This is a genomic window from Baekduia sp., assembly GCF_035318805.1.
GTDB lineage: Bacteria > Actinomycetota > Thermoleophilia > Solirubrobacterales > Solirubrobacteraceae > Baekduia.
In genome coordinates, this window is the sequence record NZ_DATHDY010000136.1 from 98,943 (window position 1) to 124,247 (window position 25,305).

The 25,305-nt window shown below is 73.7% G+C and carries 23 protein-coding genes; 11 read left to right on the top strand and 12 right to left on the bottom strand.

The features are described from left to right. Positions 1-162: 162 nt before the first annotated feature. The 3 genes from VK501_RS27040 to VK501_RS27050 form a co-directional block, all read right to left on the bottom strand. The gene (locus VK501_RS27040) at positions 163-597 is read right to left on the bottom strand and encodes a VOC family protein (RefSeq protein ID WP_349261069.1); all 435 of its coding nucleotides are present in this window, start codon (positions 595-597) and stop codon (positions 163-165) included. A gap of 44 nt (positions 598-641) precedes the next feature. Beyond that, complete coding sequence (locus VK501_RS27045) at positions 642-1,091, bottom strand: AraC family transcriptional regulator (protein WP_324343147.1); 450 nt, start codon at positions 1,089-1,091, stop codon at positions 642-644. A gap of 133 nt (positions 1,092-1,224) precedes the next feature. Continuing rightward, the gene (locus tag VK501_RS27050) at positions 1,225-1,806 is read right to left on the bottom strand and encodes a helix-turn-helix domain-containing protein (protein ID WP_324343149.1); all 582 of its coding nucleotides are present in this window, start codon (positions 1,804-1,806) and stop codon (positions 1,225-1,227) included. Positions 1,807-1,945: 139 nt separating this feature from the next. Here VK501_RS27050 and VK501_RS27055 point away from each other — a divergent pair, with 139 nt between their 5' ends. Beyond that, positions 1,946-3,445, top strand: a complete 1,500-nt coding sequence (locus tag VK501_RS27055) for an MFS transporter (protein WP_324343151.1) — start codon at positions 1,946-1,948, stop codon at positions 3,443-3,445. Positions 3,446-3,450: 5 nt separating this feature from the next. On the opposite strand, the gene VK501_RS27060 is transcribed toward VK501_RS27055, so the two are convergent. Continuing rightward, complete coding sequence (locus VK501_RS27060) at positions 3,451-5,046, bottom strand: FAD-dependent oxidoreductase (protein ID WP_324343153.1); 1,596 nt, start codon at positions 5,044-5,046, stop codon at positions 3,451-3,453. After that, a complete protein-coding gene (locus VK501_RS27065; protein WP_324343155.1) occupies positions 5,033-6,169 on the bottom strand; it encodes a polysaccharide pyruvyl transferase family protein in 1,137 nt (378 codons plus the stop codon). Before VK501_RS27065 ends, VK501_RS27060 begins: the two co-directional genes overlap by 14 nt. A 107-nt stretch (positions 6,170-6,276) precedes the next feature. Here VK501_RS27065 and VK501_RS27070 point away from each other — a divergent pair, with 107 nt between their 5' ends. The 5 genes from VK501_RS27070 (at position 6,277) to VK501_RS27090 (ending at position 10,048) form a co-directional block, all read left to right on the top strand. Next, the gene (locus VK501_RS27070; RefSeq protein WP_324343157.1) at positions 6,277-6,963 is read left to right on the top strand and encodes a cytidylate kinase-like family protein; all 687 of its coding nucleotides are present in this window, start codon (positions 6,277-6,279) and stop codon (positions 6,961-6,963) included. A 13-nt stretch (positions 6,964-6,976) separates the two neighbouring features. Continuing rightward, the gene (locus VK501_RS27075; protein WP_324343159.1) at positions 6,977-7,651 is read left to right on the top strand and encodes a class I SAM-dependent methyltransferase; all 675 of its coding nucleotides are present in this window, start codon (positions 6,977-6,979) and stop codon (positions 7,649-7,651) included. A gap of 74 nt (positions 7,652-7,725) precedes the next feature. After that, positions 7,726-8,661 carry an LLM class flavin-dependent oxidoreductase gene (locus tag VK501_RS27080; protein ID WP_324343161.1) on the top strand — a complete coding sequence of 312 codons (936 nt, stop codon included), beginning with the start codon at positions 7,726-7,728 and terminating at the stop codon, positions 8,659-8,661. Positions 8,662-8,769: 108 nt separating this feature from the next. Continuing rightward, entirely contained in the window at positions 8,770-9,600 is an 831-nt protein-coding gene (locus VK501_RS27085; RefSeq protein ID WP_324343163.1) for an LLM class F420-dependent oxidoreductase, read from the top strand. Beyond that, a complete protein-coding gene (locus VK501_RS27090) occupies positions 9,593-10,048 on the top strand; it encodes a TIGR03668 family PPOX class F420-dependent oxidoreductase (protein ID WP_324343165.1) in 456 nt (151 codons plus the stop codon). The genes VK501_RS27085 and VK501_RS27090 overlap by 8 nt, the downstream gene beginning before the upstream one ends. 31 nt (positions 10,049-10,079) lie before the next feature. Here the strand turns inward: VK501_RS27090 and VK501_RS27095 are convergent, their stop codons facing one another. The 4 genes from VK501_RS27095 to VK501_RS27110 form a co-directional block, all read right to left on the bottom strand. Beyond that, entirely contained in the window at positions 10,080-11,105 is a 1,026-nt protein-coding gene (locus tag VK501_RS27095) for a S1C family serine protease (RefSeq protein ID WP_324343167.1), read from the bottom strand. 81 nt (positions 11,106-11,186) lie between these two features. Continuing rightward, complete coding sequence (locus tag VK501_RS27100) at positions 11,187-12,773, bottom strand: alpha-amylase family glycosyl hydrolase (RefSeq protein WP_324343168.1); 1,587 nt, start codon at positions 12,771-12,773, stop codon at positions 11,187-11,189. Between the two features lie 9 nt (positions 12,774-12,782). After that, the gene (gene arsM, locus VK501_RS27105) at positions 12,783-13,613 is read right to left on the bottom strand and encodes an arsenite methyltransferase (RefSeq protein WP_324343169.1); all 831 of its coding nucleotides are present in this window, start codon (positions 13,611-13,613) and stop codon (positions 12,783-12,785) included. A gap of 67 nt (positions 13,614-13,680) precedes the next feature. Next, positions 13,681-14,037 carry a metalloregulator ArsR/SmtB family transcription factor gene (locus tag VK501_RS27110; RefSeq protein WP_324343170.1) on the bottom strand — a complete coding sequence of 119 codons (357 nt, stop codon included), beginning with the start codon at positions 14,035-14,037 and terminating at the stop codon, positions 13,681-13,683. A gap of 94 nt (positions 14,038-14,131) precedes the next feature. Here VK501_RS27110 and VK501_RS27115 point away from each other — a divergent pair, with 94 nt between their 5' ends. Next, entirely contained in the window at positions 14,132-15,184 is a 1,053-nt protein-coding gene (locus tag VK501_RS27115; protein WP_324343171.1) for an LLM class flavin-dependent oxidoreductase, read from the top strand. 1 nt (position 15,185) lies between these two features. On the opposite strand, the gene VK501_RS27120 is transcribed toward VK501_RS27115, so the two are convergent. Next, a complete protein-coding gene (locus tag VK501_RS27120) occupies positions 15,186-16,454 on the bottom strand; it encodes a winged helix-turn-helix domain-containing protein (protein WP_324343172.1) in 1,269 nt (422 codons plus the stop codon). Positions 16,455-16,600: 146 nt separating this feature from the next. On the opposite strand from VK501_RS27120, the gene VK501_RS27125 reads away from it, so the two are divergent. Beyond that, the gene (locus VK501_RS27125; protein ID WP_324343173.1) at positions 16,601-17,344 is read left to right on the top strand and encodes a hypothetical protein; all 744 of its coding nucleotides are present in this window, start codon (positions 16,601-16,603) and stop codon (positions 17,342-17,344) included. A 27-nt stretch (positions 17,345-17,371) separates the two neighbouring features. On the opposite strand, the gene VK501_RS27130 is transcribed toward VK501_RS27125, so the two are convergent. Further along, a complete protein-coding gene (locus VK501_RS27130; protein ID WP_324343174.1) occupies positions 17,372-18,067 on the bottom strand; it encodes a DUF3159 domain-containing protein in 696 nt (231 codons plus the stop codon). A 119-nt stretch (positions 18,068-18,186) separates the two neighbouring features. On the opposite strand from VK501_RS27130, the gene VK501_RS27135 reads away from it, so the two are divergent. Next, positions 18,187-19,596, top strand: a complete 1,410-nt coding sequence (locus VK501_RS27135; RefSeq protein WP_324343175.1) for a cytochrome P450 — start codon at positions 18,187-18,189, stop codon at positions 19,594-19,596. On the opposite strand, the gene VK501_RS27140 is transcribed toward VK501_RS27135, so the two are convergent. Further along, positions 19,580-20,686: a winged helix DNA-binding domain-containing protein gene (locus VK501_RS27140; RefSeq protein ID WP_324343176.1), complete on the bottom strand. Its 1,107-nt coding sequence runs from the start codon at positions 20,684-20,686 to the stop codon at positions 19,580-19,582. The two genes, VK501_RS27135 and VK501_RS27140, sit on opposite strands and share 17 nt — an antisense overlap. A gap of 42 nt (positions 20,687-20,728) precedes the next feature. On the opposite strand from VK501_RS27140, the gene VK501_RS27145 reads away from it, so the two are divergent. Both VK501_RS27145 and hrpA read left to right on the top strand, forming a co-directional pair. After that, positions 20,729-21,325, top strand: coding sequence for a hypothetical protein (locus VK501_RS27145; RefSeq protein WP_324343177.1), 597 nt, complete (start codon positions 20,729-20,731; stop codon positions 21,323-21,325). 33 nt (positions 21,326-21,358) lie between these two features. Beyond that, complete coding sequence (gene hrpA / locus VK501_RS27150; RefSeq protein ID WP_324343178.1) at positions 21,359-25,249, top strand: ATP-dependent RNA helicase HrpA; 3,891 nt, start codon at positions 21,359-21,361, stop codon at positions 25,247-25,249. Positions 25,250-25,305: the final 56 nt, after the last annotated feature.

Genomic DNA, 25,305 nt, shown 5'->3' on the forward strand with positions numbered 1-25,305 from the left:
CAACGACGCACGGGGCCGAAACATGCGGTCGGTCCGCCGACCGACCGCCTCAACGGTCACCGGTGAGGTTCCCGCGCACGCGGGTCTGCCCGCGGCTCGTGCCCCACCCCTCCCCCGCGGGCCGAGTCGCGCCGGTCGTGCCGGCGCGACTCGGGAACGGCGTCAGGCCGTCGTCTGCAGGTTGATCGTCACCTGGGTCAGGCGGAAGCTGTTGCCCGACGGATCGCGGAAGCCGCAGTCGATGCCGTAGGGCCGCTCCTCGGGGGCCTCGCTGAACTCGACGCCGCGGGCCCTCAGCTCGTCGTAGCTGGCCTGGCAGTCGTCGGTCGTGAGGAAGACCGTTCCGGCGAAGCCCTTGGCCATCAGCGTGCGGATCTGCTCGGCGGTCTCGTCGTCGAGCATCGGCGGGCCCGGGATCGCCATCAGCACGATCGACATGTCCTCCTGGCCGACCGGCCCGACCGCGAGCCAGCGGAAGTCCCCCATCTCGGGAAGCGTGACGTCGGAGCGCACCTCCATGCCGAGCTTCTCGGTGTAGAACGCGAGTGCCTCGTCCTGGTCGTGCACCCACACCTGCGCGTTGGCGATCCTCATCATGATGTCCTCCTGCGTGGTCGTTGTCCGGAGCGGAGTGCAGGAAGCTATCCCGGCGCGGTGCGGCTGTCTTCTCCAAACGTGCGGCGTTGCGGCCGGGCGAACGCGCGGACCACGCACGCCGGGACGCGCGCCTGGGCGGAGGCCGGCGGGAACGCCTTCCGGTACGCGGTCGGCGACCGGCCGTAGGTGCGCGTGAAGCTCGAGGTGAACGAGCCGACGCTCTGCAGGCCCACCGAGAAGCAGATGTCCGCCACGGTGCGGTCGGTGGCGCGCAGGAGCGCCGCGGCGCGCTCCAGGCGCCGGGTCAGCAGGTAGGCGTGGGGCGGCTCGCCGAAGGCACGGCGGAACTCGCGGCTGAAGTGCGCACGCGACAGGCCCGCGGCGCGGGCGAGATCCTCCACGCCGAGCGCGTCGGCGTACCGCGCATCGGCCAGGTCCTTGGCGCGCAGCAGGTGGCGGGCGGGTGGGACGAACGCCGGCAGGCTCGAAGTCACGCCACGAGTGTTCTGGGGTCGCGGCGCGGCGTCAACTAGGGGTGCCGTAGGCGGCCGGCGAGAGGCCGAGGCCCTCGACGGCCGGCCGTCGCCGCCGGAGGTGGGTCCCCAGTCGCGATAGCGACACAGTCTCCTACCGCGCCCGCAGCCCGTCGAGCGCCATGTCGAGGATGCGCTCGATCTGCGCCTCGTCGGCGGCGCGGATCGAGGCGATGCCGCTGACCATCCGGCCGACGTCGGTGAAGTTCGTGTCGGTCCGCGCCGCGCCCGCCGCCTGGGCGCGCTGCAGCAGCGCCTCGCCGGCTGCCGTGATCGCCGTGCGGCAGCCGCGGAAGACCTCGGCGTCCTGGTCGATGTAGGCCATCATCTCGTCGGCCAGCGCCCGCTTGGTAGCGGCGTAGCGGACGAACTGGTGCAGCCAGTCGACGAGGGCGTCCCACGGCGGCAGGTCGGCCAGGTCGGCGGCCGAGCGCGCCATCGCCTCGACCTCGTCGACGTAGACGGCCTCGAGCAGGTCCGGCCGGCTCGGGAAGTGCCGGTACAGCGTGCCGATGCCGACCTCTGCGCGCCGGGCGATGTCCTCCAGGGACGCCGAGGTCCCGTCCTCTGCGAAGGCATCGCGTGCCGCGGCGAGCAGCTTCGCGTAGTTGCGACGCGCGTCGGCGCGCCTGGGGCGCTTGGAAAGGCCTTCGAGGTTGGTCTCGGTGCTGCTCATGCGACGGATCTCCTGGATCCACTTGTCAAACGGAGGGGGCCTCCGCTACAGTAGGTGGAGGCTGCCTCCGCTTCTCTTCTGGAGGCGCCCTCCATTTTAGCGGCCATCCCCGCTCCCACACCGAAGGATCCCTCTCCCCATGACGTCCACCACCCTCCGTCGCGCGCCCGCCGCCCGGTTCCTGCGCCGAGCCTCGGACGCGACCCCTTCGAGCTCCGCGCTGATCCTGGCGATCATCCTCGCCTGCCAGCTGATGATCGTCGTCGACGCCTCGGTCATCATCACCGCGCTCCCCAAGATCCACGACGCGCTGCACTTCTCCTCCACGAGCCTCTCGTGGGTGCAGAACGCCTACACCTTGACCTTCGGCGGCCTGCTGCTCCTCGGCGCCCGCGCCGGCGACATCCTCGGCCGCCGCCGCACCTTCGTGGTCGGCATCGGCCTGTTCACCGTCGCATCGCTGGCCGGCGGCCTCGCGCAGTCCGAGGCGTGGCTGCTCGTCGCGCGAGCCGTGCAGGGCATCGGCGCCGCGATCGCCGCGCCGTCCACGCTGGCGCTGCTGATGACGAGCTTCGCCGAGGGCCAGGAGCGCACGCGCGCGGTCGCCTTCTACAGCGCCGTCGGCGGCGGCGCCGGCAGCCTCGGGCTCGTCCTCGGCGGCATGCTGACCGACTGGGTCTCGTGGCGCTGGGGCTTGTTCATCAACGTGCCGATCGGCCTCGTGCTGATGTGGCTCGCGCCGCGCGTCCTGCCCGAGACCGAGCGCCACGCCGGGCGCTTCGACCTCACCGGAGCCGTGACGTCCACGCTCGGGATGACCGCCCTCGTCTATGGCTTCGTCCGCGCCGCGTCGGACGGCTGGAGCGAGCGCGGCACCGTCGCCTCCTTCGGCGCCAGCGCCGTGCTGCTCGGGGCCTTCGTCCTGACCGAGCTGCGCGCCGAGCAGCCGATCACGCCGCTGCGGCTCTTCGCCAGCCGCCGGCGCTCGGGCGCCTACCTCGCCCGCGTGCTGATGGTCAGCGGCATGTTCGCCATGTTCTTCTTCGTCACGCAGTTCCTGCAGGGCGTCCGGGGCTTCAGCGCCCTGGAGGCCGGCTTGGCGTTCCTGCCCATGACCGCGGTCATGTTCTCGATGGTGCGCGTCGTGCCGCGGCTCACCCCGCGCTTCGGCGACGCCCGGCTGCTCGTCGGCGGCGTGTCGCTGGCCCTCGCCGGCATGGCCTGGCTGAGCCGGATCTCCGACGGCACGCAGTACTTCCCGGGCATCGCGCTGCCGATGGTGCTGCTCGGCGTGGGCATCGGGCTCGCGTTCACCCCGCTGACGTCGGCCGGCATCGCCGGGGTGGCCCCGCGCGACGCGGGCGCGGCCTCGGGCCTGGTCAACGTCGCCCACCAGCTCGGCGGCTCGCTGGGCCTGGGCATCCTCGTCACGGTGTTCGCCTCCGCCGGGCGCGCCGCCGCCGACCATCCCCTGGCCGGCGCGTCACACCAGGCCGAGGCCCGGTACGAGCTGGCCCATGCCGTCGGCAGCGCGATCACCGGCTCGGCCGTGTTCCTCGCGCTGACGCTCGCGGTGATCCTGCTCGCGCTGCGCACCCGGCCGGTGCGGGCGCCCGCGGCCGTGGGCGCCACCGGGTAGGCGCCTCAGAGCGGCCGCAGCCGCGGCCAGTGGAGCTCGACCCCGTGCTCCTCGAGCACCGCCTGGAAGGTGCCCACCCGCAAGGGGTCGCCGCTGATCTGGTGGGGTTGGCTGCGGGTGTCGAGGCAGTGCGCGGCGAGGCTTCCGGCGGCCTCGCCGATGTTCCACTCGACCGGGTGCAGGCGGTAGCAGCCGTTGGTGATGTGGGTCGTGCCGATGTTCTTGGCGGCCGGCAGCAGGTTCTCGACGCGCTGCGGGATCAGGCTGCCGAGCGGGATCTCGAACGGCATGCTCGGCACGTCGAGGTAGGTGCGCCCGCCCGTGCTCGGATGCAGGTCGATCCGGTAGGCGCCGATCCCGACCGTGTCGAGGAACGACGCGGCCCACTCCAGCTGGCGCACCTCCGGGTTGATGTCCTGCTCGACGACCGTGCGCTGCGCGCGGATGCGCCGCGACTCGCGGATGTACACGGCCTTGGCCAGGCCGTGCTCGGTGTTCATCAGGTCGGTGCGCAGGCGCAGACCGGGGTAGCCCTGGCCGCCGTCGCGCCGTGGCGCCTCGGTCTGCAGCCAGTACAGCAGCGACAGGCTCTGCTGGGCGGCGCCGCGCAGGTGGCGCGCGACCTCGTCGGCGGGCACCTCGTACACCGGCCCGAGGAAGTAGTCGTTCTGCGGCCAGTTGACGAGCGTGATGTCGCTCTCGATCGTCCCGGGGATGAACTGCTCGCGCTCGATCAGCCGGCGGTACCGGAAGAGCGGGAACGTGCCGACGTCGCCGAACAGGCTCATCCGCCGCACGCGCTCGGGGTCGGGCGGGTCGGGCGCCGAGAACGACAGCAGTCGATCGGGCCAGAACGGAGGCCGGAACTCGCGCCAGAACGGATAGTCCTCGGGCTGGTCGATCGTGTGGTCCTCGCCGGGGAGATGGTCGAGCGCGAAGCAGTGCGTGACCGCCTGCATGTCGAGCGGATCGGCCACGGCCGGCGCGTGCGGCTCTCCGGTGTCGGCCTGGGACTCGGTGCCCGTGACGTACTCCGTCCCGGTGAGCGGCAGCACGTCGCCGCACTCGGTCGCGTCGAGGAAGTAGGTGCCGGTGAGCACCGTGCGGTGTCCGGTCCGCACGTCCTCGACCGTCACGGCCAGGACGCGGTCGCCGTCCATCTCGGCGGCGACGGGCACCGTATGGATCAGCGGCAGCACCCGCCCGGCGATCTTCTCGGGCAGCAGGAGCTGCTCGACGACCTTGAACGCGATCTCGGGCGGGCACGGCACGCGCGTCACCAGCGCGCCGCCGAGCTGGATCCGCTCGTCGACGAGCGCTTCGGCGTTGAGCGGGAAGTGGTCGCGAAAGCACGCCCGCACGCCGGTCCGGAACCGTCGCCAGCTCCGGCTGCAGCCGAACTCCTCGATCCACGGATGCTCGTCGGGCGGCACGGCCTGGCTGGTCATCTGGCCGCCGAGCCAGTCCGTCGGCTCGGTGACGATGACCTCGCGGCCCATCCGCGCCGCCGCCAGCGCCGCGGCGCACCCACCGGTGCCGCCACCCAGGATGATGATGTCGGCTTCGAGCTCGTCCGCAGCCCCGCGCTCATGCCGGCGCACGGGCACCCACCAGCTCGGCGGTCATCGTCGCGGTGCTCGCCGCCGCGGCGCGCAGCTCCGGCAGCCGCTGCGAGACGCGGCTGAGCTGCTCGTCGCGCAGATCCCACAGGCGGTCGATCCCCGCCAGCAGCGTTCCGGGGTTCGTGGCCGCGACCGCGTCGGGCTCCTCGAGGCCGATGGCCTTCAGGAACGCGCCGATCTTCGCCGCGTAGGGCAGCGGGGCGATCGGCACGCCGGCCGACGCCGCGAAGATGAGGAAGTGCAGGCGCATGCCGACGGCCATGTGGAAGCTGCCCATGACCGCCCGCAGCTGTCCCGGCGTGTAGGTGCCGGTCAGGACCGTGGCGCACTCGGGCCGGGCCATGTGGCTGATGACGCGGTGCGCCTCGCGGAGGTCCTCGCGCTCCATCGGGACGAACACGGCCTGCGCGTCGAAGCGCTGCACGATGAAGTCGGCGGCGGTGGCGAGCAGGGCGTGGAACTCGCGGTCGGCGGTCTCGGCCGCGGCGGCGCCCCCGCTCTCGCGGACCGAGAGCGCGACGAGCCGCCGGCCGGTCTCCAGGCGCTCGCGCTGGAGCATGTCGACGGGCAGCGGGGCCGGCTCCAACAGCAGCGCCGGGTCGGCGGTGACGACGATCTCCCCTTCGACCCCGATCTCCTCCAGCAGGCGGCGCGCCGTGGGCTCGCGGACGGTGATGAGGTCCATGACGCTCAGCGCCTCGGCGACGGCGGCTCGATCGGCGGTTCGGTGCAGCGGGCCGGCGCCGATCGCGTAGGTCGCGGTCGGGACGCCGAGGCGCTGCGCGGTCCGCACGACGTGCAGGTAGCTGCTCGCCTCGCTGTCGTAGAGCAGGCCGCCGCCGCCGAGCAGGAGCAGCGCGAGGCCCGAGAGCGCGTCGGCCAGCTCGCTCCGGCTGCTGGTGCGCGCGTCGACGACGGCCTCGACGTCGTGGTGCTCGATGGTGTGCGGGGCGTTACGCGAGAAGACGACCAGGCGCACGCCCGGGATGCGGCGCCGCAGCTCGCTGACGATCACGGTGAGGATCGCCTCGTCGCCCATGTTCAGGCCGCCGTAGCTGCCGGCGACCCCGATGGTCACCGGCCATGTCGGGTGGAGGCCCACGTGCGCCGGTCTACCCGCCGGGGGCCGGGCGGCAGTCGCGGAGGTTTCAGCTCCCGCACCGCCCGCCGTGTGTTTTCGCGTCCGCCGCAGCGGACAGGATCCTCGGCATGGCGACGTCCACGGGACCCGGTTCCGACGCGAGCGACACGAGGCCGGCGCTCATCACGCTCTCGGCGTCCTACGGCGCGGGCGGCAGCGAGGTCGGGCCGGCGCTGGCCGAGCGGCTCGGCGTGCCGTTCGTCGACCGCGCGATCCCCGCCGGCGTGGCCGACCGCCTCGGGATCACCGAGCAGGAGGCCCACCGGCGCGACGAGGAGGTCGAGCGGGGGCTGGACCGGATCCTGGCCAACATGGTGCCGATGGCCGAGCTCTACGGCGTGGGCGGCGTCGACCCGGCGCTGCTGCGGCGCACGGCTCATCACGAGTGCGCCGCGGAGGTCATCCGGGAGATCGCCGCCGCCGGCAGCGGGGTCGTCCTCGGGCGCGCGGGCGCCGTGGTCCTCGCCGACGACCCGCACGCCTTGCACGTGCGGCTGGACGGACCGGTCGGGCGCCGCATCGTCCAGGCGATGCGCGTGGAGGGCATCGACCGCGAGACCGCCGAGCGCCGCCGGCGCAAGGTCGACCGGGCGCGCGAGACCTACGTCCGGCGCTACTACGACCGCGACCCGTCCGACCCGGCGCTGTACCACCTGGTGCTCGACTCGACGCGCCTGCCGCTGGACGCCTGCGTCGAGCTCGTCGTGACCGCCCTCACCGCGCTGCAGCGGGCCGACGACCTCTCGGTGACGTGAACGGCGCGACCACATGACGGCCTCGGATCCGGTGGACGAGCCGCGCGACCGCGACGCGACGCGGCTCGCCGGCGAGTCGCTGGCCGCCAACGACCCCACGGGCTGGTTCGAGCGGCTGTACGCCGCGGCGCGCACGGGCGACGCGATCGTCCCGTGGGATCGCGAGGCACCGCATCCGCTGCTGATCGGATGGACGCAGGAGCACGAGCTCGAAGGCGCCGGCCGGCGCGCCATGGTCGTCGGCGCCGGGCCGGGCCACGACGCCGAGCACGTCGCGGGCCTCGGGTTCGCGACCACCGCCTTCGACATCTCCGAGACCGCCGTCCACGCCGCGCAGGAGCGTCATCCGGACTCGCGGGTGGAGTACGTGGCCGCCGATCTGCTCGACCTGCCCGCGGAGTGGATCGGCGCCTTCGACCTCGTGGTCGAGATCATGACCGTGCAGGCCCTGCCCGATCCGCCGCGCCGCGCGGCCATCGCGAGCGTCGCGCGCCTGGTCGCCCCCGGCGGCACGCTCCTCGTCGTCGCCGCGGCGCACGACGGCGGCGCGCGTGAGGGCGGACCGCCGTGGCCGCTGGTGCGCGAGGAGGTCGAGGCGTTCGCCGCCGGCGGCGCGCTCACCACGGTCGCCGTCGAGGAGCACGCCGACCCGCACCGCTGGCGCGCCGCGTTCCGCCGGCCGGGGTGAGCGCGCTCAGCGCAGCTCGCTCGGCGATCGCCGCCGGGCGAGCCCGCGCCGCGCGAGCCGGTATGACTGAGGGCATGCGAGTCGCGCTGATGATCGAGGGCCAGGAGGACGTCACCTGGGAGGACTGGGTCGCCCTGGCCGAGACCTGCGAGCGGGTGGGCATCGAGGCGCTCTTGCGCTCCGATCACTACCTGTCGGTCAGCGGCGCGCACGAGCGGGGCGCGCTCGACGCGTGGGGCACGATCAACGCGCTGGCGGCGCGGACGTCGACCCTGCGGCTGGGGACCCTGGTCTCGCCCGCGAGCTTCCGGCATCCGTCGGTGCTCGGCAAGCTGGCCACGACCGCCGACCACGTCTCGGGCGGCCGGATCGAGGTCGGCGTGGGAACCGGCTGGTCGGAGGTCGAGCACACCGCGCTCGGCTTCCCGTTGCTGGCGATGCGCGAGCGGATGGACGTGCTGGAGGAGCAGCTGACGATCCTCCACGACGGCCACTGGGGCGACGGCCCGTTCACGTTCCACGGCACGCACTACGCCGTCGAGAACCTCGATGCGCGGCCCAAGCCCGTGCAGCGTCCCCACCCTCCGCTGATCCTCGGCGGCGCCGCCGGTCCTCGCGCCGCGCGCCTCGCCGCGCGCTTCGCCGACGAGTACAACACGGTCATGCCGACGCTCGACGAGATCGCCGAGCGCCGCGCCGCCATCGTCGCGGCGTGCGAGCGCGCCGGGCGCGCGCCGATCCCGTTCACGGTGATGACCACCGCGCTGATCGGCACCGACGAGGCCGACCTGCGGCGCCGCGCCCAGGACCTCACGATCTGGCGCGGCGAGCCCGTCGACCTCGCGGCCGCGGCCGACAGGTGGGTCGCGGGCACCGTCGAGCAGGTCGTCGCACGGCTGCGGACCTACGAGGCCGCCGGCGTGGAGCGCATCTACCTCCAGCACCTCGTGCATCGCGACCTCGACACCGTGGAGCTGATCGGGCGCGAGCTGGTGCCCGCGCTGGCCTGAGCTGGCGGCCGACCCGCGGCGACCTCCCTCCCGGCCTGTCCCGAGCACGAGACCACTCTGGGCCCGCGCAGCGCCGGGCCCGCCGAGGGCGAGGAGTAGCCTCGATCCATGGAGTTCGGCATCGGCTACTTCCCCACCCACGACGGCATCCGGCCCGGTCCGCTGGCCCGCCTCGTCGAGGAGCACGGTCAGGAGTCGCTGTTCTTCGCCGAGCACACGCACATCCCGGCGGAGCGCACGACGCCGTATCCGGGCGGCGAGATGCCGCGCAAGTACTGGCACACCTACGACCTCTTCGTGGCGCTCACCGCTTCGGCGGCCGCGACCTCGCGGCTGCGGGTCGGCAGCGGCATCTGCCTGGTCATCGAGCGCGACCCGATCATCACCGCCAAGGAGGTCGCCAGCGTCGACCAGCTCTCGGGCGGGCGCTTGGAGTTCGGCGTCGGCGCCGGGTGGAACCGCGAGGAGATGCGCAACCACGGGACCGATCCCCGCAAGCGCATGGCGATCCTCCGCGAGCGCGTGGAGGCGATGAAGGCGATCTGGGCCGACCGCGAGGCGAGCTACCACGGCGAGCACGTGAACTTCGACCGCATCTGGTCCTTCCCCAAGCCGCTGCAGCGCCCGCACCCTCCGATCCTCGTGGGCGGTGAGGGGCCGACGGTGCTCGACCGCGTCCTGGCCTTCGGGGACGCGTGGATGCCCAACTACAACAACCCGGACGAGCTCTACGCCCGCGCCGCCGAGCTGCGCGCCCGGGCCGACCGGCCGATCGAGGTCCAGACGATCGGCATCCCGGCCGACGCGCGCCACCTCGAGCGCGCCTACGAGGCCGGGCTCACGCGGGTCGTGCACTGGCTGCCCAACGGCGGGCGCGCGCCGGTCGAGCGTGCGCTGGAGGAGTGGGAGACGGCCATCGCCGAGCTCACCGGTGGCTGAGGTGCAGGCCGCCGAGGCGCATGCGCGGCTGGCCGGCGCGCGCGTGGCGCATCTCGCCACGGCCGACGCCGACGGACGGCCGCACGTGGTGCCGATCACGTTCGCGGTCCTCGCAGACGGCACGATCGTCAGCGCCGTCGACCACAAGCCCAAGCGCACCACGGCGCTGCGGCGGCTGGCCAACATCGCCGCCAACCCGCAGGTCGCCGTCCTGGCCGACTACTACGCCGAGGACTGGACGCAGCTGTGGTGGGCGCGCGCCGACGGCGTCGCGCGGGTCGTGGACGCCGGCGAGGAGCCGGCCCTGCGCACCCGCGCGCTCGACGCGCTCGAGCTGCGCTACCCGCCCTACCGCCGCCGGCCTCCGACCGGCGCGCTCGTCGTCGTCGACGTGGCGCGCTGGTCGGGCTGGTCGGCGGCTGAGCCGGCAGCGCGACCCGCGTCGTGACGGTGCGTGGTGGCGGCCGCCCTGGGTGTCCTCACGTTCCGGGGTTCTGTCCGAGCTTGACGTCGAGGGTCTTCGTCGAGCCGTCGGCGCGCCGGACCTCGACGGGCACGGTCTGCCCCGGCTTCAGCGTGGCGAGCACGGTGGCGAGGTCGTCGGCCGTGGGCGTGGGCTTGCCGGCGACCTTCAGGATGACGTCGCCTGCGCGGACGCCGGCCTTGTCGGCAGGCCCGCCCTTCGTCACGGCCGCCACGACGACGCCGGTGCCCTGCAGGGTCGAGGCGATCTCGACGCCGAGGTAGGCCCGCCCGGAGTTGGTGACGCGTCCGTTCTTGACGAGCTGGTCGGCGATGTTCCTCACGGTGTCGCTGGGGATCGCGAAGCCGATGCCCGGCGCCTGGCCGCCGCCGAGCTGGGGGTCGGTGGCCGCGAGCGTCGGGATGCCGACGACGTTGCCGTCGAGGTCGACGAGGGCGCCGCCCGAGTTGCCCGGGTTGATGGAGGCGCTGGTCTGAACCGCCGAGGCGATCACCGCGCCGCCACCCTCGCTGACCGTGCGGCCCAGCGAGGAGATGATGCCATCGGTGACGCTGGAGCGCAGCCCGAGCGGGTTGCCGATCGCCAGGACGACCTTGCCCACCGCCAGCTTCGACGAGTCGGCCAGCGGCGCGGGCGCGACGGTCCCCGACTCCAGGTGGATGACGGCGAGGTCGGACGGCGGGTAGCTGCCGACGAGCGTGGCCTTGTGGGTGTCGCCCTTGGCCAGGGTGACCGTGAAGGTCTTGGCCGTGCCGACCACGTGGGCGTTGGTCACGATGTTGCCCTTGTCGTCGTAGGCGACGCCCGAGCCCAGGCCGTCGGTGGTCTCGATCTGGACGACGGAGGGCGCGCGCTGGCGGACGACGTCGATGAACTGGGTCTCGAGGCTGTCGGCGGCGTTCGCGCCCGCCGGGGCGGAGCCGGAGTCGGCGGTCACCGTCTGGGTGGTGGTACCGCCACCGCAGCCGGCAACGGCGACGGTCGCGGCAGCGAGCACGAGAAGCAGGAGGAGAGTGCGCATGCCCTGCCGACACTAGGTCCGCGGCGGGACTTGTCCACGCCGAAGCGCACGCCGGTGAACGGGAATGGCGATGACCGCCGGTCACAGGCGCAGGAGCAGCGCCTCGCCGGGGCCCAGCGTCACGGTCTCGAGCGCGAGCGTCCCCGGCGCGCGGTCAGGGTCGGTCGAGAGGGCGAGCACGGCCGTGGGCGGCAGGTCGGGGGCGCCGGCGAACGGACGCGACCGGGCCGCGAAGTTGACGATCGCCAGCAGCGCCGTGCCGTCGTCGCCGGTGCGGACCCAGGCGAGCAGGTCGGCGCCGGCGTCGAGCGAGCGCTGCGCGCCGGACTGCAGCGCCGGCTCGCCGCGGCGCAGCCACGCCAGCCGCCGCGTCAGCGCCAGCGTGGAGCGCGGGTCGCCGCTCTGGCGCTGCGCGGCCAGCTCCTCGGCCTCGGCCGCGAGCGGCAGCCACGGGTCGCCGGTGGTGAACCCGGCGCCGGGGCCGGCCTCCGACGGCGGCCGCCAGGGGATCGGCGCGCGCTCGGGGTCGCGTCCGTCGACGTCGACGACGCGATCGGGCGGGATCGCCGCGTCGGGCAGCCCGAGCTCCTCGCCCTGGTAGACGAACGGCGTCCCGCGCAAGGCGTACAACATGAGCAGCACCGCGCGGGCGCGGGCCGGCCCCTGGTCGTCGTCGTCGAAGCGCGAGGCGACGCGCGGGTTGTCGTGGTTGGCCACGAACCAGGCGGGCCACGCCGCTGCGGAGGCCAGCGCCTCGAAGCCGTCGATGGCCGCCCGGAACGCCTCCATCCGCCACGGCAGGTGCACGAACGTGAAGTTGTGAGCCAGGTGCAGCTCGTCGCCGCTGTTGACGTAGGCGACGATCCGCTCGAGGTCGAGGAGGTACACCTCGCCGACGAGCATGCGGTCGGGGTACTCGTCCACCACGGCGCGCAACCGCCGCAGCCGCTCGTGGATCGCCGGCTGCCAGTCCTCGTAGGGCACCGGCGCGCCCTCGACGACGTCGCGCAGCAGGGGATCCTTGGCCAGCTTCTGCACCACGTCGATCCGGAACCCGTCCACCCCGCGCTCCAGCCAGAAGCGCATCACGTCGTGGATGGCCTCCTCCACGGCCGGCTCGTCCCAGTTGAGGTCGGGCTGCTGCGGCAGGAACGAGTGCAGGTACCACTGCTCGGAGGCCGGATCGTAGGTCCACGCAGGGCCGACGGCCCGGAACGTCGACGCCCAGTCGTTCGGCGGGCGGCCGCCGTCACGCCCGTCGCGCCAGACGTACCAGTCGCGGCGCGGGCTCCCACGGCCCGCGCGCGAGTCACGGAACCACGGGTGCTGATCGGAGGTGTGGTTGGGGACGAGGTCGACGACGACCTTGATCCCGCGCCGGTGCGCCTCCTCGACGAGCCGTTCGAAGTCGGCGAGCGTGCCGAACGCCGGGTCGACGTCGCAGTAGTCGGCGACGTCGTAGCCGAAGTCGGCCATCGGCGAGGGGTAGAACGGCGAAAGCCAGATCGCCTCGACGCCCAGCGAGCGCTCCGTGCCGTCGTTGAGGTGGTCGAGGTGCTCGACGATGCCGCGCAGGTCGCCCACCCCGTCGCCGTCGGCGTCCGCGAACGATCGGGGATAGATCTGGTAGATCGCCCCGCGCCGCCACCACGTGCTGTCGCCGGCCACCCCGCGCTTCTACCCGGATCCGCCCGGCTTGCGCGCCCGCACGATCGCCGCGGCCGCGTGCTCGTGGACGCGGTGGCTCTCCTGGATCTCGATCTCGCCGAAGCCGGCGTCGGCGAGGAGGCGCGCGTACTCCTCGCGGGTCAGCGCGCCGGCGACGCACCCGACGTACTGCGCCAGGTCGGAGCGCGTCGCGGCGTCCATGGCGCCGTCGGCGACGACGTCGGAGACGGCGAAGCGCCCGCCGGGGCGCAGGACGCGCGCGGCCTCGCGCAGCACGCGCGGCTTGTCGGTCGACAGGTTGATGACGCAGTTGGAGAGGACCACGTCGACCACGCCGTCGGCCAGCGGGACGTCCTCGATGTGGCCCTTCAGCCACTCCACGTTGTCGACGCCGGCCTTGGCCTGGTTGGCGCGGGCCAGCGCGAGCATCTCGTCGGTCATGTCCAACCCGTAGGCCTTGCCCGTCGGGCCGACGCGGCGCGCGGAGAGCAGGACGTCGATGCCGCCGCCCGAGCCGAGGTCGAGGACCGTCTCGCCCTCGTGCAGCGCGGCGACGGCGGTCGGGTTGCCGCAGCCCAGCGACGCCAGGAGCGCCGTGTCGGGCAGCTCGTCCCGCTCGGCGGTGGCGTACAGGGTCGCGCCGAAGGCGGTGACCTGGTCGTCGGGGATGATCGCGAGGCCGCAGCAGCCTGCGCCGGGATCGGCGGTCGCGGCGCCCGTGCCGCAGCACCCCAGGCCCTCGTCGCGCACCGCGAGGGCGCTGGCGGCGTAGCGGTCCCGCACGATCGCCCGCAGGCGCCGGGCGGCGCCGGCGTCGGCGTGCGGGTCGAGGTCGTTCATCAGAGCCTCCATTGGCGTTTGTCGATGGAGCGAGCCTACGCCAATCCATCGACGTTCGTCAATACGCTCAGACGTCCAGCCAGGCGGCCAGCGGAGCCAACGCCTCGGGCAACACGTAGTAGTACGCCCACAGGCCGCGCTTCTCGCTGTCGACGATGCCCGCGTCGCGCAGCTTCTTGAGGTGGTGGCTGAGCGTCGGCTGCGCGACGTCGAACAGCGGGACGAGCTCGCACACGCACACCTGGCCGGCGTGCTTGCGCAGCACGTCGACGAGCTGCAGGCGGATCGGGTCGCCGAGCGCCTTCGCGAGCTCGGCGATTCGCACGGCCTGCGCGCGGTCAACGTCGGGGTAGACGACGGGCTCGCAGCACGGCTGCCCCACCGGGCGCTTCGTCTTGGGCGTGAGCTCGAGATCGACAGCCATCGATGCAGACGATAGGGCGCGATGGTCGGGCATGGTGCAGCGGTTCGCCCGCGGCCTACCATCGGACGGCACACTCCCTTCGGAGGCCTTCCCCATGACCCCGTCGCGCCCGGCTCCCCTCTCGGTCCTCGACCTTGCCCCCATCCGCGCCGGCGGCACCGTCGGCGACGCGCTGCGGGAGACGCTGCAGCTCGCCCGCACGGTCGAGGACCTCGGCTACCACCGCTTCTGGCTCGCTGAGCACCACAACATCCCGGGCATCGCCAGCGCGGCGACCGCGGTGCTCATCGGCCAGGTCGCGGCCGTGACCGAGCGCATGCGCGTCGGCTCCGGCGGCGTGATGCTTCCCAACCACGCCCCGATGGTCGTCGCCGAGCAGTTCGGCACCCTCGCCGCGCTCTACCCCGGCCGCATCGACCTCGGCCTCGGGCGCGCGCCCGGCGCCGACGTCAACACCGCCTACGCCCTGCGCCGCGCGCAGGACAACGGCCAGAGCTTCCCCACCGACCTGCAGGAGCTTCGGGCGTTCCTGGCGCCCGCCCAGCCCGGGCAGCGCATCACCGCGATCCCGGGCGCCGGCTCCGACCTCCAGATCCTCCTCCTCGGCTCGAGCACGTTCAGCGCCCAGCTGGCCGCGCAGGAGGGCCTGGGCTTCGCGTTCGCCGCGCACTTCGCGCCGCAGCTCATGCTCGACGCCTTCGAACTGTACCGCGCGCGCTTCCGCCCGTCGGAGATGTTCCCCGAGCCCTACGCGATGGTCGGCGCCTACGTCGTGGTCGCCGACACCGACGAGGAGGCGCGCCGGCTCTTCACGTCGACGCAGCAGAAGCACACGTGGCTGATCCGCGGCAACCCCCGGCCGACCGCGCCGCCCCTCGACGACATCGATGCGTTCTGGTCGCCGATGGAGCGGGCCTCCATCGACTCGCAGCTGCGCGAGGCGGTCGTCGGCAGCCCCGAGACCGTGCGCGCCGGGCTGGAGTCGCTGCTGGAGCGCACCGGCGCCGACGAGGTGATCGTGGCGACCGACGCCTACGACTTCGACGCCCGGCTCCGCTCCTATCGCCTGCTGGCCGACGCCTGGGGCCCGCCGCGCACCCCCGAGCCCGCGGCGGCGACCGCCGGCGCCCGGGACGGCGCGCAGTAGCTCAGGCCTGCAATGCCGCGGCGACGGCCGGCGCGAGATCGCCGGATCCGGCGACCAGGACGTCGTCGAGGTCCAGCCACGCTGCGAGGCGCCGCAGCTCGATCGCAAGCGCCTCGGCGGTCTCGGGCGGCGCGCCCGGCTCGGCGTGGGCCGCCTGGACGAGCAGCGCGCGCGCCGCGCGGTCGCTCTTGAGGTCGACGCGCCCGACGAGCTCGTCGCCGAGCAGGAACGGCAGCACGTAGTAGCCGTGCACCCGCTGCTCCTTGGGCACGTAGATCTCGATGCGGTAGCGGAACCCGAAGACGCGCTCCACGCGCGGACGCTCCCAGATCAGCGAGTCGAACGGGCCGACCAGCGCACGGGCATCGACCCGGCGCGGAACGCGGACGCCTGGCGCGAGGTACGCGGGCGCCGTCCACCCCTCGACGGCGACCGGCTGCAGGTCGCCGGCCTCGACGAGCTCGGCGACACGGAGCTTGGACTCCGCGGACGGCAGCCGGAAGTAGTCGCGCAGGTCGGGCTCGGTGGCGATGCCCAGGGAGCGCGCTGCGGTCCGCAGCAGCGTGCGCTGGGCCTCGTCCTCGTCGGGCGTCGGGGCGGCGAGCACGGCCGCGGGCAGGACGCGCTCGGGGACGTCGTAGCGCCGCTCGAAGCGGACGCGCCGCGCGCTCGTGACCTCACCGCTCCAGAACAGGTACTCCAGCGCGCGCTTGACGTCCGACCAGTCCCACCACGGCCCCTTGGGTCCGCGCGGCTCGTCGAGGTGGGCGAGCTGGGCGGCGGTCAGCGGCCCGCGGTCGCGGATGTCCTCGAGCACGGCCGCGACGAGGTCGGGCCGGTCGCGGGCGATGCGGCGCATGCCGCCCCACGCGTCGTCGTGCGCGCGGCGCATGCGCCAGCGCAGGTGCGGCTGCAGCTCGACGGGGATCAGCGACGCCTCGTGCCCCCAGTACTCGAACAGCCGCCGCGGCGCGTAGTGCGACAACTTGTCCAGCAGGGCGACGTCGTACTCCCCCAGCCGGCTGAACGCCGGGAGGTAGTGCGCGCGCTGCAGCACGTTGACCGAGTCGATCTGGATCAGCCCGACACGGTCGAGCACGCGGCTGCGCAGCGCGCGGCCGTCGACCTCACGGCCCAGCGGCGGCTCCGCGAACCCCTGCGCACCGAGCGCGACACGCCGCGCCTCAGCAGCCGACAGCCGCTCACGCCTCCGCCCACCCGCAGCTGCCGCGCGGCGGCGACGGGTCGGATCGGCGGGGGTGGACGACATGCCGGATCCACCCTAGAGGGCGGGTGCGACGCCCTCGGCGCTCGGTGGCTCAGCCACCGCCGGCGCAGCGGCGCAGCGACGGCAGCGCGCGGCCATCAGCGGTCTCGCGCACCAGTCGCACGCAGGCGCGCCTGTCTCGCGTCACGATGACTCCCGGCCAGCTGGTCGGGAGCGCCGTCTTCGATCGCGACCGGGTCATGAAGTTGCGCCTTCTGACCGTTCAGGGGTCTAGTCTTGCCGCGATGCACACACTGAAATGTATGAAAACCGGTCGGAGCCTCTCGTCCGCGGTGCTGTTGGGCGCTACCACCGCGGCGCTGGGCACGGGCTTCGGGCTGTCAGCCGCGCAAGCAGCCCAGACAACGGTCACGAAGACGATCAAGACCGTGGATCCCGGCTCGACCGACACGGGCACCTACGGAACCGCTGCCTGGCGCTCCGGCTCGCTGACCATCGTGGCGACCCGGACCGGCGATGGACGCATCGCCGTGCGCATGCAGGCAACGCTCGTTGCGCGCCGAGCGTTCCTGGCACAGCTGTACATCTCGCCGTGCAACGCCGCCATCAACACGGCCATGCTCCTCGACCCCGCCCGCTACCCGCCGGTGCCTGCCTGGAACTGGATCGGACCGGACGTCACCGAAACCAAGCAGGTGCACAAGGGCGTCAACGACCTGCGGTTCGCAGGAGTGGTCAGCAGCGACGACAGATGGACGCCGGCGCCGCGTCACTGGACCGATTGCGCGGTCGCGGGTGTCGCCGACGAACGGGAGACCGACGCCGCAGCCTTGAGGCTGACGCCCGAGATCCGCGCCCGCGAGGGCGACAGCGCCTTTGCCAAGGACCCGGCGATCCTCACCCTGACCACCGACGACGGCCAGCACCTCTAGCCGCTGCGCGCGATCACCGCGCCCCGCTCAGCCCACCGCCGAAGCCGGCTCGGGCGGGTCGGGCGGCGTGGTCGCCGCGCTGCCGGTCGCCGCGGGCGCCGTCGCCGGCCGGGACGCCGGATCGACGCGCACCAGCCGCCAGGTGAGCCATAGGCCCAGCGCGAAGAGCGGCAGGCCCATCGCCGTCCGCGCCACGCCGAGGGCCACGACCGCGCCGGCGAGGTACAGCGGCAACTGCACGACCAGGCGGGCCAGGAAGAGGATCGCCCAGAGCCACGTCGCCATGACGTAGCGCCGCGCCCGCACGGGATCGTCGCGGTCGTCGGCGTGGGTCCCGGGGATCTGCCCGGCGACGAGCCCGACCAGCGGCTTGCGGATCGCCAGCGACACGAGGAACGCCGCCGCGTAGGCGGCGTTGAGCAGCAGCCCGGGCAGGTAGAAGTTCTCGGCCTTGCCGCTGCGCGCCGCGATGAACGCAGCGAACGCCACGCCGATCAGCCCCGTGAGCGCGTGGCGCGGCGACTCGCGCTTGACCAGCCGCGCGATCGTGAGCACCAGCGTCAGCGCGACCGCCGCGATGGCGGCCGGGTTCGTGCCGAAGAACCCGTAGACCGCCGCGTAGGCGATCGCGGGAACCGACGTCTCCACGACGCCCAGGCGGCCACCCATCGCCTCGACGAGGTCGAGCGGTTCGGTGGATTGCACGTCGGTCTGGCCGGCCATCGCCCACGATGATGGCGCACCGCGGACGTCACCGTGCACGGGTCGTACGCGCGCGGAGGGCGCTACGTGCCAAATCGCACACATTCGTGTCACCGATTCATGACACCCTGATCGATGTCATGAATGCCCTATCTCCCGTTCTGACACCCCGCGAGCTCGTCGGCGATGCCCCGCCGTCGCCCGCCGGACCGCTGGATCCCGCGGAGGCCGCGGCGTTCCCAGGGCCGCCCGAGATCACCCTCCCCCGCACGCTCCAGATCCTGCGCTTCAACCAGCGCCAGATCGAGTTCGTCTTCCGCGCGCGGCGCGAGCTCGGCGAGGTCTTCCGGATGCGCGGCACGGTCGACGACAGCCCGGTGATCACCAGCCACCCGGATCACGTCCAGTCGCTGTTCACCGCCAAGCCCGAGCTGGCCCCCTCGCTGACGGGCGAGTCGCCGCTGCGGCCGATCGTCGGCCCCAACTCGGTGCTGACCGCGATCGGCCCGCGCCACATGCGCCAGCGCAAGCTGCTGCTGCCGCCGTTCCACGGCGAGGCGATCGAGCGCTACGCGCAGATGATCGCCGACGCCGCCGAGCGCGAGATCGACCGCTGGCCCGTCGGTCGCCCGTTCGCCCTCGCGCCCCGCATGCAGGCGATCACGCTCGACGTGATCATGGCCGGCATCTTCGGCATCGAGGGCCGCCCGCGGCGCGGCACGCCCGAGCACGGCCTGCGGACCGCCACCAAGAACCTCATCAACGCGTCGACGCTGCCCGCCGCGCAGCTCGTCGAGTTGATGAACATCGGTCGCGACGAGCCGGTCGGGATCGCCAAGGTCGGCCTGGCGATGCTCGACCGCCCGACCTACCGCGTGATCGCGCAGCGCCGCGCGACCGACGACCTCGGCGAGCGCCGCGACATCCTCTCGCTGCTGCTGCAGGCGCGCACCGAGGACGGCGAGGCCCTCACCGACCAGGAGATGCGCGACGAGCTGCTCACGCTCGTGCTGGCCGGCCACGAGACGACCGCCAACCAGCTGGCCTGGACCTGGGAGCGGCTCGTGCGCGCGCCCGCCGCCTACGAGCGGCTGCGCGACGCCGTCCGCTTCGGGGACGCCGACGCGTCGGCCGCCGCGGTCGAGACCACCATCCTCGAGTCGATGCGCTCGCGACCGGTCATCCCGATCATCGGCCGCCGCGTGAAGGTCCCGTGGCGCCTGGGCGCGTTCGCCGTGCCGGCCGACACGCCGGTGACGATGAGCATCCTGCTCGTCCACCACCGCGAGGACGTCTACCCCGACCCCTACGCCTTCCGTCCCGAGCGCTGGGACGACAACAAGCCGGGGACCTACACCTGGATCCCGTTCGGCGGCGGCATCCGGCGCTGCCTCGGCGCCGCGCTGGCCATGGCCGAGCAGCGCGTCGTGCTGGAGACGATGGCACGGCGTTTGGACCTCGAAGCCGACGATCCCGAGCCCGAGCGTGCGGTGCACCGCAACGTCACGATGATCCCGTCGCGCGGCGCGCGGGTCATCCGCCGGCGCTGAGCTCGACGGTCCGCTCCGTCGCGCCCGGCGCCGCGAAGGCCAGCAGCCGCGCGCCCTCGCGCTCCAGCGCCGCCGCGACCTTCTTGGTGGCCTTGCGGCCGAACGGCGTGATGGTCAGGGTCGCGCTGCGGCGCGCCGCCGTCACCTTCCAGCCGCCCTGCACGAAGCCGTCGACGAGGTACGTGCCCGAGACGAGCCCGTTCTGGGTCATCACCCGCCCGCGATGCTCGGCCGGCAGGATCCGCGTCGTGTCGACGTGCGAGAGCAGCACGTTGTCGAACGGCGCCACGAGCCGGACCGCCACGGGCGTGTCGGGATCGGGCCGCGGCGCGCCGGGCAGGTCGAACAGCTCGCGGCCGCTCTCGTCGGAGAAGGACACCAACTGTGGCCGCAGCCGCTCCAGCACCGGTCCGAGCTTCGTCAGGCCCGACCACTTCTGCACGTCAAGCGCCGAGGCCGGCCCGAACGCGCCGAGGTAGCGCAGCACGGTCTGCGCCACCGACGGCTCGGGAACGGCGAGGCCGTCCAGCCAATGCTCGGCCGACGTATGCGCGGCCTGGCCGCTGCGACCCCACAGCCCGCGCGGCGGGACCTGCACGAGCGCGACGAGCGCGCGCACGAACTGGGCCAGCGACCTGGGGTCGGCCTCCGGCCACCGCGGGCCCAGCAGCTCCGCGAGCTGCGCGAACGTCCGCGGCCGCGCCTCGACCAGGGCGCGGCCCGCGGCCTCGATCTCCTGGAGGTCGGCGCCCCGCAGGCCCGGGCCCCACGAGGCGTGCGTGGCGCGCGTGATCATCTCCTGGACCACCGGCCGCAGCGCCAGCGCGTCGCGCGCGCTGACCAGGTGGATCGTCCCGCGCATGAGCGCCACGCGCACCGCGCGGCGCTCGGCCAGCAGCGCCGAGAGCGCCTCCGCGTCGAAGTCGGCGATGCGCGTCCAGAGCCCGTAGTACGGGGCCTTGACGTCCTGGGCCTGGAGCCCGACGAGGTGCTCGACGACCTCGACCGGCGCGCGGTCGGTGCGCTCCAGCAGTCCCTGCCGCGCCAGCAGCGCCCGGTTCAGCGCACGCGCGCTCAGCACCTCGCTCATGTTGGCGCGACCGTAGCAGCGCCAGGGTCCATCATGGTGTCCATGACGCGCGCTCGCCGTGCTGCGTTGCTCCTGGTCCTCGCCGGCGTGACCGCGGTGGCCGGGTGCGGCGGCGGATCGCCGCAGCCCACGACGACGGCCACCACGCCGAGGCGCGCCACCCCGCCCGCTCCTCGCGGCGGCCTGGGGATCGACCCCACGGTCCTGCCGCCCAAGGCGGTGCCCACGCAGCCGACGCGCGCCGCCGACCCCGCGGCGGTGCAGCTGATCGAGCGCTGGGCGCGGGACGTGCGCCTCGGGCACTTCACCGCGGCGGCCCGGGCCTTCGCGCTGCCCGCGCGCTTCCAGAACGGCACGCCGGTCCTCACGCTGCGGCGGCGCATCGACGTGCTCGCGGTCACGTCGGGCTTCACCTGCGGCGCGTTCCCCACGCGCATCGCCGCTGCGGGCCATTACACGTTGGTGCGCTTCCGGCTGACCTCGCGCGTCGGCGGCGACTGCGGCGGCGCCGAGGGCCACACCACGGGCGCCGCGATCCGCGTCGTCGACGGCCACATCCGCGCGTGGTTCCGGCTGTTCGACCCGGAGGAGCTCGCACCCCGCGCACCGCGCGTCGATCCAGGCGCTCCGAAGGCCTGAAGCGCCGACCGGCCGCCCCTATCCTGAAGGGGAGTGCCGCTCGCCCAGCTCAGAACCCGCCTGGACGAGCTGACCCTGCTCGACGAGCACCGGCTGGGCCGGCGCCTCGAGAAGGCCCGCCGCCATCCCGAGGACGAGCAGGCGCTCGCGCGCCTGGACCGCGACTTCGCGACCGCCGAGCAGCGCGTCGCCCGCCGCCGCGCCGCCGTCCCGGAGATCACGTACCCGCCCGCGCTGCCCGTGAGCGCGCGCCGCGACGAGCTGCTCGAGGCCATCCGCGACAACCAGGTCGTGGTGGTGGCGGGCGAGACCGGCTCGGGCAAGACGACGCAGCTGCCGAAGATGTGCCTGGAGCTGGGCCGCGGCGTCCGGGGCGCGATCGCCCATACGCAGCCGCGGCGGCTGGCCGCGCGCACGGTCGCGCAGCGCATCGCCGACGAGCTCCGCGTCGACCTCGGCGAGGCCGTCGGGTACTCCGTGCGCTTCAACGACCGCTCGGGCGAGGACACGCTGGTCCGCCTGGTCACCGACGGCCTACTGCTGGCCGAGGTCCAGCGCGATCCGCTGCTGCGCCGCTACGACACCATCATCATCGACGAGGCCCACGAGCGGAGCCTCAACATCGACTTCCTGCTCGGCTACCTGCAGCGGCTGCTGCCGCGGCGGCCCGACCTGAAGCTCATCATCACCTCGGCGACGATCGACCCGGGCCAGTTCAGCCGGCACTTCGGCGACGCACCGGTCGTCGAGGTCTCGGGCCGCACGTTCCCCGTCGAGGTCCGTTACCGCCCGACGATCGACCCCGAGCGCCCCGAGGCCGGCGAGCGCGATCAACTCGAGGCGATCGGGGACGCGGTGGAGGAGCTGATGGACGAAGCGCGCGACGGCGACGTCCTGGTGTTCCTCAGCGGCGAGCGGGAGATCCGCGACACGGCCGACGCGCTGCGCGGGCGCCTGCGCGACGGTGTCGAGATCCTGCCGCTCTACGCACGGCTGTCGGCCGCCGAGCAGCAGCGCGTGTTCCAAGGTCATCGCGACCGCCGCGTCGTCCTCGCCACCAACGTCGCCGAGACCTCGCTGACCGTGCCGGGCATCAAGTACGTCGTGGATCCCGGCTTCGCGCGCATGAGCCGCTACAGCGCGCGCCTCAAGGTCCAGCGGCTGCCGATCGAGCCGGTCTCGCAGGCCTCGGCCGACCAGCGCAAGGGCCGCTGCGGCCGGACGTCGGACGGCATCTGCATCCGCCTGTACTCCGACGAGGACTTCCTCGAGCGCCCCCGGTTCACCGATCCCGAGATCCTGCGGACCAACCTCGCGTCGGTGATCCTCCAGATGGCCTCGCTGGACCTCGGCACGGTCGCCGACTTCCCGTTCCTGGACGCGCCCGACCCGCGCCAGGTGCGCGACGGCGTCAACCTGCTGCACGAGCTCGGCGCGATCGACCCGAAGGCCGAGACCGCCAAGCGGCTCACCGGCGTCGGGCGCAAGCTCGCACGGCTGCCCGTCGACCCGCGCATGGCCCGCATGATCCTCGAGGCCGACCGCCTCTCGTGCGTCGACGAGGTCATCGTGATCGCCGCGGCGCTGTCGATCCAGGATCCGCGCGAGCGGCCCGTGGAGCACCGCGCGCACGCCGATCAGCTGCATGCGCGCTTCGCCGACGAGCACTCCGACTTCCTGGCCTACCTCAACCTGTACAACTACGTGCGCGAGCAGCAGCGCGAGCTGTCGGGCAGCCAGTTCCGCAAGCGCATGAAGGGCGAGTACCTCCACTTCCTGCGCATCCGCGAATGGCAGGACCTCGTCGCGCAGCTGCGCTCGACGGCCAAGGAGCTCGGCATCACCCGCAACCAGCAGCCGGGCGATCCGCAGCACGTCCACGTCGCCCTGCTGTCGGGGTTGTTGTCGCACATCGGCGTCAAGGACACGGCGCGGCGGGAGTACCTCGGCGCGCGCGGGGCGCGGTTCAACATCTTCCCCGGGTCGGTGCTGGCCAAGAAGCAGCCGAGCTGGGTGATGGTCTCCGAGCTGGTCGAGACCGCCCGGCTGTTCGGCCGCACCGCGGCGCGGATCCAGCCCGAGTGGGTCGAGCCGCTGGCCGGCCATCTGGTGAAGCGCACGTACTCCGAGCCGCGCTGGGAGCGGCGCCGCGGCGGGGTCGTGGCGACCGAGCGCGTGACGCTCTACGGCCTGCCGATCGTCGCCGGGCGCAAGGTGCCCTACGCACGGATCGACCCCGATCTCGCGCGCGATCTGTTCATCCGGCGCGCGCTGGTCGAGCGCGACTGGGACACGCGCCACGCGTTCTTCGCCGCCAACGGCAAGCTGCTCGAGGAGATCGACGCGCTCGAGCAGCGCGAGCGGCGCCGCGACATCATGGTCGACGACCAGGCGCTGTACGACTTCCTCGCGGCGCGGATCCCGGAGAGCGTCGTCTCGGGCGAGCACTTCGACCGGTGGTGGAAGGAGGCGCGGCGCGCCGACCCGGAGCTGCTGACCTACACGCACGAGCTGCTGGTCGCACCGCAGGCGGCGAGCGCGCTGGCCGGCGCGGGGCGCCCGGCCGCGTGGCGCCAGGGCGAGCTGGTCCTGCCGCTCACCTACCGCTTCGAGCCGGGCGCCGAGCACGACGGCGTGACCGTGCACATCCCGCTGGACCTGCTGCCGAGCGTGCGCGCGACGGGCTTCGACTGGCTCGTGCCGGCGTTTCGCGAGGAGCTCGTCACGACGCTGATCCGCAGCTTGCCCAAGGAGCTGCGGCGCCCGCTCGTGCCCGTGCCGGAGACCGCGGCGCTGGCCGTCGAGCGCATGCGGCCGCGCAGCGGGCCGCTGCTGGAGGTCCTGGGGCGGGAGCTGGCCGCCATGCGCGGCGTGCCGATCGGTGCCGCGGCGTGGGATCCGGGCAGGCTGCCCGCGCACCTGCGCGTGACGTTCTCCGTCGAGGACGAGGCGGGCGCGGTGCTGGCCTCCGGCCACGACCTCGCCGCGGTGCGCGAGAAGGTCAAGCCGCGGCTGCGCGCCGCGCTGTCGGCGGCGACCGCCGGCCTGGAGCACGCGGGCCTCACGGCGTGGACGATCGGCGATCTCCCCCGGGAGATCACGCTGCCGGGCACCGGCGAGGCGGTGCGCGCCTACCCGGCGCTCGTCGACGAGGGCGCGACGGTCGCCGTGCGCATGCTCGAGTCGCGCGCCGCCCAGGAGCAGGCGATGCGCGCCGGCACGCGGCGCCTGCTGCTGCTGACGATCCCCTCCCCCGCGCGCCACGTGCAGGGCACGCTCGGCAACCAGGCCCAGCTGCTGCTGGCGGCCGCGCCACACGGCAGCCTCGCGGCCGTGCTCGACGATGCGACCGTCGCGGCCGCGGACGCGCTGATCGACGAGGCGGGAGGCCCGGCGTGGGACGCAGCCGGGTTTGCGCGGCTGCGCGACCACGTCGCGGGCGAGCTCGCGACGCGCGCCGCGAACGTCATGAAGGACGTCGTGGCCGTCCTCGGCGCTCGCGCCGACCTGCACCGCCGCATGGAGACGCTCGTGGCCGAGCCGCTGCGCCCGGCGCGCCAGGACGTCGCCGAGCAGCTCGGCGGGCTCGTCTACCCCGGGTTCGTCGCAGCGTCCGGCGCGGCCCGCCTGCCCGACGTGCTGCGCTACCTGCGCGCCGCCGAGCGGCGGCTGGAGCGCCTGCCCGACGTCGTGCCCGTCGACCGCGATCGGATGGCCGGCGTCCGCGAGCTCGAGGCCGAGCTGCGCGCGCGCACCAACGCCTACGTGTCGGCTCGCCGCCCGGTGCCCGCGGGCCTGCGCGAGGCCGCCTGGATGCTGCAGGAGCTGCGCGTCAGCCACTTCGCCCAGGCGCTCGGCGTCCACGGGCAGGTCAGCGCCAAGCGCATCCGCAGGCTGATGGATGACGCCGCGCCGCGGACTTGACCTCGGAGGTCATCGACCGAGCGCGGCGCCGCTGGCACGCTCCGTCCCATGACCGA